The sequence below is a fragment of the Facklamia sp. P12950 genome, assembly GCF_050409465.1.
Taxonomy (GTDB): Bacteria; Bacillota; Bacilli; order Lactobacillales; family Aerococcaceae; genus Facklamia.
Genome location: NZ_JBNUPK010000013.1, coordinates 1 through 14,112, shown reverse-complemented (window position 1 = coordinate 14,112; position 14,112 = coordinate 1). Strand labels below are relative to the sequence as shown.

17 protein-coding genes are annotated in these 14,112 nt (G+C 36.9%); all 17 read left to right on the top strand.

The window, feature by feature from the left end:
- Positions 1-158 precede the first annotated feature (158 nt).
- The 17 genes from ACQV2Q_RS08630 to rpmF all read left to right on the top strand — a co-directional run bounded on the left by ACQV2Q_RS08630 (position 159) and on the right by rpmF (position 14,025).
- The gene (locus tag ACQV2Q_RS08630) at positions 159-818 is read left to right on the top strand and encodes a DivIVA domain-containing protein (RefSeq protein WP_428874838.1); all 660 of its coding nucleotides are present in this window, start codon (positions 159-161) and stop codon (positions 816-818) included.
- A gap of 76 nt (positions 819-894) precedes the next feature.
- The gene (locus ACQV2Q_RS08625) at positions 895-2,472 is read left to right on the top strand and encodes a peptide chain release factor 3 (protein ID WP_428882497.1); all 1,578 of its coding nucleotides are present in this window, start codon (positions 895-897) and stop codon (positions 2,470-2,472) included.
- A gap of 169 nt (positions 2,473-2,641) precedes the next feature.
- Positions 2,642-2,908: a phosphocarrier protein HPr gene (locus ACQV2Q_RS08620; protein WP_428874483.1), complete on the top strand. Its 267-nt coding sequence runs from the start codon at positions 2,642-2,644 to the stop codon at positions 2,906-2,908.
- Positions 2,908-4,629, top strand: coding sequence for a phosphoenolpyruvate--protein phosphotransferase (gene ptsP, locus ACQV2Q_RS08615; protein WP_428874836.1), 1,722 nt, complete (start codon positions 2,908-2,910; stop codon positions 4,627-4,629). The genes ACQV2Q_RS08620 and ptsP overlap by 1 nt, the downstream gene beginning before the upstream one ends.
- Positions 4,630-4,808: 179 nt before the next feature.
- Positions 4,809-6,020, top strand: coding sequence for a glycosyltransferase family 4 protein (locus ACQV2Q_RS08610; RefSeq protein WP_428874485.1), 1,212 nt, complete (start codon positions 4,809-4,811; stop codon positions 6,018-6,020).
- A complete protein-coding gene (locus ACQV2Q_RS08605) occupies positions 6,020-6,898 on the top strand; it encodes an NAD(P)-dependent oxidoreductase (protein WP_428874486.1) in 879 nt (292 codons plus the stop codon). Before ACQV2Q_RS08610 ends, ACQV2Q_RS08605 begins: the two co-directional genes overlap by 1 nt.
- A gap of 120 nt (positions 6,899-7,018) precedes the next feature.
- On the top strand, positions 7,019-7,246 hold the full coding sequence (locus ACQV2Q_RS08600) for a YkuJ family protein (protein WP_428874487.1): 228 nt from the start codon (positions 7,019-7,021) through the stop codon (positions 7,244-7,246).
- A 217-nt stretch (positions 7,247-7,463) separates the two neighbouring features.
- Positions 7,464-7,997, top strand: a complete 534-nt coding sequence (locus ACQV2Q_RS08595; protein ID WP_428874488.1) for a YqeG family HAD IIIA-type phosphatase — start codon at positions 7,464-7,466, stop codon at positions 7,995-7,997.
- A complete protein-coding gene (yqeH, locus tag ACQV2Q_RS08590; protein WP_428874489.1) occupies positions 7,960-9,108 on the top strand; it encodes a ribosome biogenesis GTPase YqeH in 1,149 nt (382 codons plus the stop codon). The genes ACQV2Q_RS08595 and yqeH overlap by 38 nt, the downstream gene beginning before the upstream one ends.
- Before the next feature lie 32 nt (positions 9,109-9,140).
- Complete coding sequence (gene yhbY / locus ACQV2Q_RS08585) at positions 9,141-9,458, top strand: ribosome assembly RNA-binding protein YhbY (protein ID WP_428874490.1); 318 nt, start codon at positions 9,141-9,143, stop codon at positions 9,456-9,458.
- 19 nt (positions 9,459-9,477) lie between these two features.
- Positions 9,478-10,155, top strand: a complete 678-nt coding sequence (locus tag ACQV2Q_RS08580; protein WP_428874491.1) for a nicotinate-nucleotide adenylyltransferase — start codon at positions 9,478-9,480, stop codon at positions 10,153-10,155.
- A 17-nt stretch (positions 10,156-10,172) separates the two neighbouring features.
- Positions 10,173-10,790, top strand: coding sequence for a bis(5'-nucleosyl)-tetraphosphatase (symmetrical) YqeK (yqeK, locus tag ACQV2Q_RS08575; protein ID WP_428874493.1), 618 nt, complete (start codon positions 10,173-10,175; stop codon positions 10,788-10,790).
- A gap of 8 nt (positions 10,791-10,798) precedes the next feature.
- Entirely contained in the window at positions 10,799-11,161 is a 363-nt protein-coding gene (gene rsfS / locus ACQV2Q_RS08570) for a ribosome silencing factor (RefSeq protein WP_428874494.1), read from the top strand.
- Complete coding sequence (locus ACQV2Q_RS08565; protein ID WP_428874495.1) at positions 11,146-11,931, top strand: class I SAM-dependent methyltransferase; 786 nt, start codon at positions 11,146-11,148, stop codon at positions 11,929-11,931. The genes rsfS and ACQV2Q_RS08565 overlap by 16 nt, the downstream gene beginning before the upstream one ends.
- The gene (locus ACQV2Q_RS08560) at positions 11,932-13,152 is read left to right on the top strand and encodes a nucleotidyltransferase family protein (RefSeq protein ID WP_428874496.1); all 1,221 of its coding nucleotides are present in this window, start codon (positions 11,932-11,934) and stop codon (positions 13,150-13,152) included. It abuts the gene before it with no gap.
- A 124-nt stretch (positions 13,153-13,276) separates the two neighbouring features.
- A complete protein-coding gene (locus tag ACQV2Q_RS08555; protein ID WP_428874497.1) occupies positions 13,277-13,816 on the top strand; it encodes a YceD family protein in 540 nt (179 codons plus the stop codon).
- A 29-nt stretch (positions 13,817-13,845) separates the two neighbouring features.
- The gene (rpmF, locus tag ACQV2Q_RS08550; protein ID WP_428874498.1) at positions 13,846-14,025 is read left to right on the top strand and encodes a 50S ribosomal protein L32; all 180 of its coding nucleotides are present in this window, start codon (positions 13,846-13,848) and stop codon (positions 14,023-14,025) included.
- Positions 14,026-14,112: the final 87 nt, after the last annotated feature.

The window sequence follows — 14,112 nt, the reverse complement described above, 5'->3', positions numbered from 1 at the left end:
ATAGCTAATGAACTCTGCGTTTATTGAACGTTGCACTTGTTATGATAATTTATCTGTTTAAAAAGTCATTAAATAAGGGATATCGCAATAGGACCTATTCAAAACAAGTATTTTTTGTTAAAATTAGTTGATGGAAAAGAAAGTTATGAGGTGAGTAAATGGACCGTATCAGCGAAGTGTCTGTTAATCTATTTGGCTATAATCGCAAACAAGTTAACCAATTAGTTGAATATAAAGATGAAAAAATTAAATCTTTAGAAAGAGACGTTGCTAATTTAAACCAGAAAGTACAAGCTCTAGAAGAGAAAGTGGTTTATTTCCAGTCGATTGAAGCCGCTCTAAAAGATGGTTTAGTGGACGCACGAAAGACAGGAAATGAAATTATTGCCGATTCAGAAGCAGAAGCAGAAAAGCTAATAAATCGTACTAATGAGCAAGTGGCCCAATACAAAGAAAACTTTGCATATTATAGTAAGGAATTAGCCAATACAGGAACAGATTTAAAAGATCAATTAAAAATGATGCAATCACAAATGCTAGATATGATTTCAGACTATGAAAAATTTGTTTCATCAACTAATTTTGATGAGGTTTTTCCTAGCAAGCAAGTGGATCGTTTTAGGAATCAGATTGAAGATTATGAGCAAGATGACTTACAACCAAACAGTCATCGAAAGAATCTTTCGGCAGAAAAACAATTGTCAGATAGAGAAAAAGAGGAATTACAACGTTTAATTCAAGATGTTATAAAGAATGAAGAAACGGCAGAAAAGACAAATGACAAAAAATTGGTTGATTTTAAGAAAGCTCATGGTTAACTAAATGATAAAAAAGGGCTGGGGGTAAACCCAGCTTTTCTTGTCTTTAAGTTATCAACAGAAATGAGGAGAAATAATGGTTAAAAATATAACAAAAGAAGTGGAGCGTCGTCGAACTTTTGCAATCATTTCCCATCCCGATGCTGGAAAAACAACTATCACCGAGCAACTTTTATTATTTTCTGGAGCTATACGTGAAGCGGGAACGGTAAAAGCTAAGGGAAAAAAATCAAATAAATTCGCTAAATCAGATTGGATGGAAATTGAAAAGCAAAGAGGTATATCAGTCACGTCTTCTGTCATGCAAGTGGATTATGATGGCTATCAAGTTAATATTCTTGATACTCCAGGTCACGAAGATTTTTCGGAAGATACCTACCGTACTTTAATGGCAGTCGATGCTGCTGTTATGGTGGTCGATTCTGGTAAGGGAATTGAGCCTCAAACTAAGAAATTATTTGAGGTCGTCTCAAAGCGTGGAATTCCTATCTTTACATTTATGAATAAACTAGACCGCGATGGACGCGAGCCAATGGATTTAGTAGCGGAATTAGAAGAAGTCTTAGGAATTAATGCCTATCCAATGAATTGGCCAATGGGTATGGGTAAAACATTACTAGGTCTATATGATTTATACAATCAGCGCGTGGAAATTCGTCAATCAGATGATGAAGATTATTTTATAGCACTGGATGAAGAAGGACATGCCCAAGGAGACCACGATTTTAAATTATCATCTATTTATAGTCAAGCAATTGATGATGCACAACTTTTACATGAAGCGGGTAATAGTTTTGATCGCCAGGCTATTTCACGAGGAAAATTAACGCCCGTCTTTTTTGGGTCCGCTTTAACGGGTTTTGGCGTACAAACTTTCTTGGATGCCTTTGTCGATTTGTCTCATCAGCCGGCGCCGGCTTTAACAGTTGACGAAGAATATATCCAGCCAACAGATGAGCGTTTTACAGGCTTTGTTTTTAAAATCCAAGCTAATATGAACCCAGCACACCGTGACCGCATTGCCTTTGTAAGGATTGTTTCTGGCCGTTTTGAAAAGGGAATGACAGTTACTTTAAACCGAACCGGCAAAACCATTCGAATGGCACATACTACCCAGTTCATGGCCGACAGTCGAGCAGAAGTCCAAGATGCTTTTGCAGGCGATATTATTGGCTTATATGATACGGGGAATTTTCAAATAGGTGATACCATCTATGCAGGTAACCAAGCCGTCCAATTTGAAGATCTACCACAATTTACGCCGGAGATTTTTATGAAAGTAGCGCCAAAGAATGTAATGAAGCAAAAATCTTTCCATAAAGGAATTGAACAACTTGTGCAAGAAGGAGCCATTCAATTATATAAGACCTATCATACAGAAGAGTATATACTAGGAGCGGTCGGACAACTGCAGTTTGAAGTTTTTCAATATCGTTTATTAAACGAATATAATGCAGAAGTTGAAATGACACCAATGGGGTCAAAAATTGCACGTTGGATTGATGATGAGGACTTAGATCCTAAGATGTCTTCCTCACGAAACCTTCTGGCAAAAGATCGTTTCGGCCAAGCTGTTTTCCTTTTTGAAAATCAGTTTGCTGAAAATTGGTTTAAAGACAAACACCCTGATGTTAAACTTAAACAGTTGATGTAAATCTCTTATTAAGGGTTACTGGTATTTAATAAGTAAATAATCTTAGCTTTTAATTTTGGTTTTGTGTATAATAATGATAGCGTTTGCCTGGGTTTTTATTTGCCTAGAATGAATAGCTATTCAGCGCATAGCTTAATATTAGAAATAATGTCTTTAAGGAGATGAACATATGGAAAAGAAAGAATTTCACGTAGTTGCTGAGACTGGGATTCACGCAAGACCTGCAACTTTATTAGTGCAAGCAGCTAGTAAGTTTTCATCAGATATTAACTTAGAATATAAAGGTAAATCAGTAAATTTGAAATCAATTATGGGAGTGATGTCTCTTGGCGTAGGACAAGGAGCTGACGTTACAATTACAGCTGAAGGTTCTGACGAAAAAGAAGCTATTGAAACGGTAACAGAGACCATGAAGAAAGAGGGCTTATCTGAATAATGACTAATAAACTAACCGGTATTGCGGCTAGTGATGGGATTGCAATTGCACCTGTTTATTTATTAGTGGATCCCGACTTAAGTTTTGACAAAAAGTCAATTGAAGATAGTGAACAGGAACTTATGCGTTTGTCTGTCGCTGTTGACCAAGCAAAAGCGGAACTTGAAAATATTCGCCAATTAGCTGCTGACCAATTAGGTGAAGAAGAGGCAAAAGTTTTTGATGCACATCTTTTAGTTTTATCAGATCCAGAATTCCTAGCCCAAGTAAAAACTTTGATTGAAGAAGATAAGATGAATGCAGAGGCTAGTCTTGAACAAGTTGCAGATATGTTTATTGCTACATTTGAAGCGATGGAAGACAATCCTTACATGCAAGAACGTGCAGCAGATATCCGTGACGTGAAACAACGACTTTTAGCTGCTTTATTAGGAGTGGAATTACCGACTCCAGCTACTATTGACCATGAAGTAATTGTGGTGGCTAGAGACTTAACGCCAAGCGACACTGCGCAATTGAATAAAAAATATGTGAAAGCCTTCGTCACAGAGATTGGCGGAAGAACATCTCACTCTGCTATCATGGCAAGGTCGTTAGAGATACCTGCCGTTGTTGGGATTGAAGGTGTTTCTCAAGCGGTTAAACAGGGAGAAAACTTAATCGTAGATGCCTTAGAAGGTCAAATTATCCTGCAAGCAAACGAGGAAGAACTAAAAGAGTATCAGCATAAAGGCGACCAATTTAAACAAGTCCAAGAAGAATTAAAAAAATTGGTAGCATCGCCATCCATAACTAGTGATGGTAAAACAGTAGAAATTGCTGCCAATATTGGAACCCCTAAGGATGTTGAGGGAGCTATTGATAATGGAGCAGATGGAGTAGGCTTGTATCGAACAGAATTCCTTTACATGAATGCTGCTGATTTTCCTAGTGAAGATGACCAATATCGCGCTTATCGTCAAGTGCTTGAAGCTGTTGATGGTAAAGGGGTGGTCGTTCGAACCATGGATATAGGTGGCGATAAGCATTTGCCATATATGAAGTTGCCACAAGAAATGAACCCGTTTTTAGGTTACCGTGCTATTCGTATTTCTATAGATAAGCCAGAGATGTTCAAAACACAATTGAAAGCATTACTGAGAGCATCGGTTCATGGTGATTTGAAAATCATGTTTCCTATGATTGCTACAATTTCAGAGTTTCGCCAGGCTAAATCTTTATTAGAAGAGGTTAAAAAAGAACTTCAACAAGCGCAGGTTGAATATTCAGATTCTATCGAAGTTGGAATAATGATTGAAATTCCAGCTGCTGCTGTTTTAGCGGACCAATTTGCAAAGGAAGTAGACTTCTTCTCAATTGGTACAAATGATTTAATCCAATATTCAATGGCTGCTGATCGAATGAATGAGCGAGTTTCTTATCTTTATCAACCCTATAATCCTTCTATTTTGAGATTAGTCAAATTTGTAATTGACGCAGCTCACCAAGAAGGTAAATGGGTTGGTATGTGCGGTGAAATGGCTGGTGACCAAATGGCGGTACCTATTCTACTAGGTATGGGATTAGATGAGTTTTCAATGTCTGCTTCGTCAATCTTAAGAACACGTCAGTTAATTTCACGCTTAGATAGTAAAAAGATGCAAGAATTAGCTGATCGCGTGATCAAGGAATGTAATTCATCTGAAGCAGTAGAAGAGCTTGTTAATCAATATTTAGCCTAAAGTGTATTTCATAAATAGTTAAGACCCTAGGAATAGTTTGTCGCCATTTAAGCATAGCCATATGTTTGTGGAACAAATCGTTTCTAGTGTCTTTTTTTTACAAAAAACACTGTTGTTAAGGTAGTAAAATATTTACTATAATAGATGAGAATAGAAATAAGCTCTAGGAAGGAAGCATTATGAAGATAGGCATGTTTACGGATACCTACTTTCCTCAATTAAGTGGTGTATCAACTTCAATCAAATTATTAACAAAAGAATTGCGAGCTAGAGGACATGAGGTAGTTATCTTCACTACTACTGATCCGAATGCAGAAGCAGAGCCAGATGTTGTTAGGATTTCAAGTGTTCCCTTTTTAAGTTTTTCTGATCGAAGAATTGCATATCGGGGATTCGATCGCTGTTTGAAAATAGCGCGTTCCATGAACTTAGACCTTATTCATACGCACACCGAGTTTAGTATGGGTTTAGCTGGTAAGTATGTTGCTAGCCGTTTGAAGATTCCTAATATACATACTTATCATACAATGTATGAAAATTATACCCACTATATTTTAGATGGGCTCTTAGTTCAAGCCAATCATGTAAGAGTAATTTCACGTCAGTATTGTAACCAATCAAATGCAGTCATTGCGCCCAGTCAATTAACTAAAGATACTTTAGAATCTTATGGTGTTCATGTTCCTATACAGATAATAGCTACTGGAGTAAACATTCCAAATTTTAAACCAGAAGAAGCTAAAACTTTGCGGAAGACTTTAGGTTTTAATAGTAAAGACCGTGTATTATTATCTTTATCACGTTTATCTAAAGAAAAAAATATAATTGAAGTCTTATATTCTTATTGTGAATTGAAGCAAAAGGATCCAAATCTAAAATTAGTGATTGCTGGGGATGGACCAGAAAGAGATAGTCTAGAACAATTTAGTCGTAAACATGATTTAGATGTGCGCTTTGTCGGATTTGTCGATCATGATGAAGTTTGGCGTTATTACCAAATGGCTGATTTATATGTAAATGCCTCAGAGTCGGAATCGCAAGGGTTGACTTATCTAGAAGCAATTGTTAACCGCTGTCCAATCATTGCTAAGAGTAATGATTACCTCAAGACTGTGATGCAAGAAGAGGCTTTTGGCGCCTTATTTGATGAAAATTACACACTTAATCAAGCAATTAGAGACTTTTTGGAGAAAAAAGACTCAAAACAAGTTGATCCAATTGATACAGATAACTTATATGAAATATCAGTAGAAAAGTTTACGGATCAAGTTTTAACCTTTTACAAGCAAGTATGTGAGCGATATATTGAAGAAGAAACTGGCCTTTTTGATCGTGTCTTTAGTAAAGTAAAAAATGTTATTCGTGAAATTGTAATAGGAGGAAAAATATAGTGGATCAAACACTCAAAGTAGGTTTTATCGGACTAGGTGTTATGGGACAATCAATGGCTAGACACATATTAAGAGCTGGTTATCCGCTTTATGTTTATAATCGAACGAGGTCTAAAGCCAATCAATTGGTTGAAGAAGGGGCTATTTGGCAAGCTTCACCTGAAGAAGTTGCTCAGGCATGTGACTTAGTCTTAACAATAGTTGGCTATCCTGAAGATGTTGAAGCGGTATACCTAGGTGAAAAGGGCTTGTTTAAGGGTGCTCACTCAGGTCAGGTTTTTATTGATTTAACCACCTCTAGACCAAGTTTGGCTCAGGAACTCACTAAAAAAGGACAAGCTTTGGGTGTTACTGTTTTAGATGCACCTGTTTCTGGTGGAGATTTAGGAGCAAAAGCAGGACGCCTAACAGCTATGGTTGGAGGAGATGCAGCAACTTTAGATCAAGTTCGTCCTATTCTTGAAACATTTAGTGCAAGTATTCAACTCCATGGTTCTGCAGGTTCTGGCCAACATGCTAAGGCAAGTAATCAGATTATGATTGCTGGGACAATGACCGGCATGGTCGAAACATTAAGGTATGCTAAAGCAAATGGGTTAGACTTAGAAAAAGTTATTGCAACCTTGACTGGTGGAGCTGCTAATAACTGGTCATTGGCCAATTATGGGCCTCGTATTTTAAAATCAGACTATTCACCTGGATTTTTTGTTAAGCACTATATCAAGGATTTAGGTATTGCTTTAGAAGAAGCTGAAAAAGCCAATTTAAATTTACCAGGTACAAAACTTGCCTATGATTTATACCAAGAATTAGCAAAAGAAGGTCATGAAAATGATGGTACTCAAGCTTTGATTAAGCTTTGGTGGGATCAAGCTTAATAGTCCTCCTCACTCTAAGTTGGGAAGCAACTTAAAATTTATTTCTTGCAATTTTATCTCAGTTTGTTAGTATACCTTGTATAAAATAAATTATCTTCTTAGTGAAGAATGGAGGAAATCATGAAAGCATCTGTACTTACTGGAATTATTCAACGACTAGAAACAATGACTAAGGCAAAAGATGAAGTTGAAATTCGTCGATTTGAATTGGATGGGATTGAAAAATGCCAAGTGACTTATTTACCAAATGATGATGCTTTTGAAATGACAGAATCAGAAACGGGAACTGTTTTCCGCTTTGACAACATTGATCTAGTAGCCATTGAAATATTTGATCTGTTGGGTTAATACAAACAAAAAGAGGTCTGAGGATAATCGAAATCCTAGACCTCTTTTTATTTATCATAAACATATAATCTTTTCATCAGTTAAAATCCTAAGCAAGATAATTATAAATATTAGAGCCAGTGAATCATGAGTATAAGAATACAAGAATGTGCTATAATGACTTTAAGTAAAAAAAGAAATAAGTTAATGAAGATAATAAAAAAGTATAGGAGGAATCATGAGAAAATTGATTCAACCCACTTGGTGTCTTAATTCAGTTTATCGTCTTAAGCCATCTGATCTAATCAACCAGCAAATTAAAGGCCTAATAGTAGATCTTGATAATACACTCTTGGCATGGAATTGCCTAGATCATACCCAAGAATTAGCAATATGGGCAAAGAGTATGCAAGATGCAGGTATAAAATTATTTGTTTTATCCAACAATCATCCCGAACGAGTACATAGGGTGGCGGATCCTTTAAAATTACCTTATCTCGGTCATGCCTTAAAACCGCTCAGACGTAGTTTTCGCTTAGCAATGAAAAGAATGCAAGTTAAGCCGGAGCATGTCTTAGTGGTCGGTGACCAGATAATGACCGATGTAATAGGAGCTAAGAGTTTAGGTTTGAAAGTACTTTTAGTTAAACCTATTGTCAATAATGATAATATTTACACCCTGGTCAATCGCACTTTAGAAAAAATGGCACTGAAATGGATTGGGATTGACCGACATGGAGACTGGGGGGACCAACTTGAAAGACCAAACTAATTTACAAGAAAACTATCAATGCATTGGATGTGGGGCTGAAATTCAAAGTGAAGATCCTAATAAGATGGGGTATTTATTGGCTTCTATCATGGAGAAGAAAAAAATAGAAGGCGATTTTTATTGCCAGCGCTGTTTCAGACTGCGTCATTATAATGAGCTACAGGATGTGCAAATTTCAGACGATATATTTCTGGATCGCCTTTCTTCCATTTCAGAAGACGATGCTTTTGTAGTGAATGTTATTGATATATTTGATGTTGAAGGAAGTATGTTATCTGGCTTAAATCGTTTTATTGGCAAGCAACCTTTTGTTTTAGTCGCTAATAAAGTAGACTTATTACCAAAATCAGTCAAACAAAATCGAATCGTTCATTGGTTGAAACAGCGTTTCTTTGAAAATAGTTTAAAACCAGACGAAGTGTATTTGCTGTCAGCCAATAAGCCAGCTAGCTTACAAGCTCTAATTGATCGGATTGACCGCGAGGTAAGACAACGTAATGTTTACATAGTGGGAGTTACTAATGTTGGAAAATCTACCTTAATTAACCAACTACTGAGACATTATGGTGGAGACAAAGAAATAATCACAACCTCTGATCATCCGGGCACCACACTCGATACGATTCGTATACCATTAACAGAAACAACGGGTATCATTGATACTCCGGGAATTATCAAGGAAAACCAACTGGCTCATTACTTAGATCGTCAGGGAATGAAAAAACTATTACCCAATAAAGCAATTAAGCCTAGAACTTTTCAGTTAAATGCTGGTCAAACACTCTTTTTAGCTGGAGCAGGTAGAGTTGATTTTATAGCAGGAGAAAGGGCAGCCTTTACTTTTTATGTCTCCAATGAGACATATATTCACCGGACTAAAACGGATAAGGCAGATGACTTTTACCTTAAGCACAAAGGACAACTCTTAAGTCCTCCATATCTCAATCAAGCAGTTAATTTTCCTGAACTACAAGGAAGGGATTATCAATTAAAACCCAATCAAGATTTAGCGATTGCTGGACTAGGATGGTTAACAGTTAATGAACCTGTTCAAGTAAGACTATGGGCTCCAAAAGCTGTCCAAGTTACACAAAGAGAAAGTATGATTTAGGTTAAACAGATCTAGTTAGAAAAGGAGTCAATATGACCGTATTAAATAAAAAACAAATTAAGTTTCTTAGAAAAAAAGCGCAAAAAGAAAAAGCAATTTTTCAAATCGGAAAATTAGGAATTACAGAAGTCTTTATTCAACAAGTGGATGAAGCCATTGAAAAAAGAGAATTAATTAAATTTAATATTCTGCAAAATTCTGATGAAGAAATTGATCAAGCGGCTGAACAAATTGCTCAAGCAATTAATGCAGTAATTGTTCAAACCGTTGGACATACAGCTGTTCTTTATCGCCCTTCTCACAAAGAAAAATATCAAAGAATAAGTGAAGAAATAGCCACTATTCAATAGCAATAGAAAGGAGACCTCCATGCGGACGATCGTCAGTGAACAAACTATTTTGAGGCTTGAGCGAGAATATGCCTCGATCACCTTAGGACAAATAGCGGATTTAACAACCGACCGTGATCGCCAACGCATCGGTATTTTAGGAGGGACTTTTAATCCGCCTCATTTAGGTCATTTAATGATGGCTGAACAAGTAGGAAAACAATTAGATTTAGATGAAGTTTGGTTTATGCCAACCGCAAAGCCACCTCATGCGCCAGGGAAGCAGACCATTGCTTCTCAACACCGGCTGCAAATGGTTCAAAGAGCGATCGAAGGTAATCCTTTGTTTAAACTCCAAGCCTACGAAGTTAATCGTGGTGGGAAAAATTATACCATTGATACTATGAGGCATTTCGTGAAAGCTTACCCTGAGTGCGACTTTTACTTTATCATTGGGAGTGACTCAGCTAATGAACTAGAGACTTGGCGTGACATTAGTGAATTGGCTTCAATGGTTCAATTTGTGGGTGTGCGACGTCCAGGCGAAGAAATTTATGGGGGGCAATATCCAATCATCTGGGTAGACAGTCCTTTGGTAGAGCTTTCTTCAACGGAAATTCGTCTAAGAGTCTACTTGGAACAATCCATTCGTTATCAAGTTCCTGATGCGGTGATAGACTATATTAACCGCCACGACCTATATCGACGTTTGGATTGATGAAAGAAGGAGTTTTTATGACAGAAGAACTTATTTACCAACAAGACTTTATTAATATGAGCCGTCAAGAGTTGATTAATCAATTAGAAAAGCGTTTATCAAAAAGACGGTTTGATCATGTAATGGGGGTTGAAAAAAAAGCGCTTGAGTTAGCGAAGCTTTATGAAGAAGATATCGAAAAAGCATCAATCGTTGCTTTAATGCATGACTATGCCAAAGAAATTGAATCCGAGGCAATGTTAAATTTAGCTCAAGCATTTTGGTCAGACGAGCGGCTTGAAGACGCAACAGAAGGAATCTGGCATGGTTTTGCTGCTGCACAAATATTGAAAACGGATCTAGCATGTCAAGATGATGAAATTATTCAAGCGGTAGCTGCTCATACTACGGGCTGGCACCAAATGTCAAAACTTGCAAAAATACTTTATATCGCAGACTATACAGAAGAAGGACGTAATTTTAAAGGAGTCAATAAGGTTAGAAAACTAAGTCAAATTGATTTAGATAAGGCCTGTTTTTTGAAGATGCGTATGACAGTAAAGCACTTGATGAAAAGGCAAGAATATCTTTTCCCCTTACAAATTGAAGTCTATAATAGTTGGATTAAAAATTATAAAGCAAATAAAGCTATTTAGGAGGAATTATGACATTATCAAGTAAAGAAAAATTAGAAGTAATTGTAAAAGCGGCGGACGATCGGATGGGCCAAGATATTATGGCTTTAGATGTAAGTCAAATGACACCCTTGGCAGAATATTTTGTAATCATGCACGCCAAGAATGAACGTCAACTTAATGCGATTGTGGACGAAATCATTGAAAAATGTCATCAAGCGAATATAAATATCAAGGGTTCTGAAGGAAAAGATGGCGGACGCTGGATTTTAATTGATATTTATGAAATCGTTGTTCATGTCTTTCATTATGAAGAGCGTAGCCATTATAATTTAGAAAAAATCTGGCGAGATGCGCTATTAGTGGACATTTCTGCATGGGTGAATCCTTAATGAGTTTTACCGATGTCGCTTTGGTTTATGACCGTTTTAATGATTTGAGCGCCTATGATCAGTGGCTAGATTTTACTTTAGCTCATGCAGGAGAAGCTGTTGAAAATGTTTTGGATATGGCATGTGGGACAGGTTATTTTAGCCGTTTATTAGCTAAGAATTATCAGCAAGTTAAGGGTATGGATTTAAATGAAGCAATGATTGACCAAGCTAAAAAACAAGCAGGAAATGAATATGAAAACCTCATCTTTCAACAAGGTGATATGCTCAATCTAGAAGCAGAAGAGGGAAAGTATGATTTAGTGACTTGCTATGCAGATTCTTTATGTTTTCTAAAGAATGAAGAAGAGCTTAAACAGGCTCTTTTTTCAATGGTTAATTGTCTAAAAGATAGTGGTCGATTATTGTTTGATGTATGGACCCCTTATCAATTGAGTCAAGGATTTGATCAATTTTCTTATCAGGATGAAGATGAAAAGGGAGCTCTATTGTGGACATCTTTCACTAAAGCTAATGATTTAAGTGTAATTCACCAGTTAACTGTCTTTGATCGCGTTGAGTCTGAAGCTGATCAAGATTTTTATAGACGTTATCAAGTCGACCTAGAAGAAAAAACCTATCCCTTAGCTACTTATAAAAATTTTTTACTAGAAGTAGGCTTGCAACCACAACAAATTCAAGTTTTGGTCAATTTTGGTGAACGTCAGTATGACGAATCTCAAGATCAAAAGACTGATCGTTGGTTTTTTGTATGTCAAAAGGGGGAATAAATGTTGAGAACCTTAGGCATTATTGCAGAATACAATCCTTTTCATTATGGCCATCTCTATCAACTCAAAAAGGCAAGGACCTTAACTCAAGCTGAATGCATTATCGTTTTAATGAGTGGGAATGTTGTGCAAAGAGGGGAGTTTCCTATTCTGGATAAATGGCATAGGGCAGAGCTTGCCTTAAAAAATGGAGCAGACCTAGTCCTCGAACTTCCATTGAATGCTAGTCTGCAGGCAGCGGATTTTTTTGCCGGAAGCTCCGTTGACATCATGAAAGACTTGGAGGTTGATTATTTAGCTTTTGGAAGTGAATCGGCTGAATTAGCAGATCTTCAAGCCTATTTAAATTTTATTGAGTTAATTGATGCGGACTTGCAAAAAAATATCCGTCTTTTACTTAAAGAAGGAAAGGCCTACCCAGCCGCTTATCAAACGGCTGTCGCTCAACAATTGAAACAGCATGAATACAGTTTAAGTTTCGATCCATCTGCTAGCAATCAAATGCTAGGCATTCTGTACTTAAAAGCACTAAAAGGTTCTAAAATTCAACCAATTGTTATCCCTCGTCTTAAAGAAACTCAAGAGCTAGAACAGTGGATTGAGCTACCACATGAGCTACAACCAATATCTATCCTTTCAGGCAGTCAAATCAGAAAGGAAGTTCAAGAGGGTGTTCTAAAAGCTCGAAATCTTCCGATAATGACTTGGCAGAAGTTGCAAATGCATTCCTTAATCGAATGGCAAGATTATTATACCTTACTCAACTATGCTATCTTAGCGTTGGGGAAAGAAGGTCTTGCTAAAATTCAAGGAATGGTCGAGGGGATGGAGTCGGCTATCTATAAGCAAAATCTCAAAACTCAGTCTTGGGAGGAATTAGTGGATGCTCTTACTTCGAGTCGGTGGACACGGTCAGCTGTACAACGTCTATTGATGATGGTTTTATTGCATATTGATCAAACAATGTGGCAAAGTTATTTAACAAAAAATAAAAAGCAGAAAGTGCTTCGTATCTTGGCTTTTAATCAAGTGGGACGAGCCTTTTTAAGCAGCTTTAATTCGGAAAAACTAAAACTTTTTTCTAATTTATCGCAAGAAATAGCAGACAATTATCACTTGGCCTTGCAAGTAGATAGTATTTTGCAGGCCAATCCTAATAAAAAAACTGAAGAACAAGTGATAGCAAAGCATCCCATTTATTTAAATGAGCCTTATTTATAGCAAGCTAAACTAGTAATATGAACGTCAATCAGCTATACTAATATTGGTTTAGAATTGATTATTGTGATTGACAAGCTGTCTTTTCTTAAGTATAATTTATTTTGTCGTTTTAGAGGTGATATATATGAAATGGACCCTTCGTCAATTACGTGAGGCCTGTCGTGACGGCATCTATTCTTTTGATGAGCGAATAGATATCCAATCACAAATAAGTGAACGCAAGTCGGATATAATCCACATAGATGAAGTGCATTCTAAGGGATACTTCCTTTTGCGTGATGAAGAGTTTGTGCTCCACTGCCAATTTGATGTGGACGTGACATTGCCTTCAACTCGTAGTTTGAAGCCTGTAGTTGTCCCTTTATCAATAAAGGTGAGAGAACGCTACGTTGATAAAAGTTTAGACTTTAATGCTCAAGACTATGAGGAAACCACTATTGTTCTTGAACATGACTATATTGACCTCGCAGCGTCTGCTGTTGATAATATTCTTTTGAATATTCCAAGACAAGTCATTGCAGAGGATGATACAGATCTTCCTTCAGGCAAAGACTGGACAGTTGTAACCGAAGAAGAATATAATCTTCAAAACCAAGCAGAAGAGGATCAAGTTGATCCAAGATTTGCAGCCTTAAAAACGTTATTATCAGACCAAGATAAATAATGGTCATCAACTACCAGGAGGTGTAAAACATGGCAGTACCAAAAAGAAGAACATCTAAAGCAGTAAAAAGAAAGCGTCGTACTCACTTCAAATTAAACGTACCAGGAATGAATCCTTGTCCTGAGTGTGGCGAAATGAAATTAAGCCACCGTGTATGCGGTAATTGTGGTTTCTACGCAGGGAAAAATGTAGAACAAGTAGCAAAATAATAACAAGAAAGATCGGTTAATCGGTCTTTTTTGGCTCTATGTCCAATAGGGTTGATGCTATCCAAGGAGATTAAGCAATTAACGGTT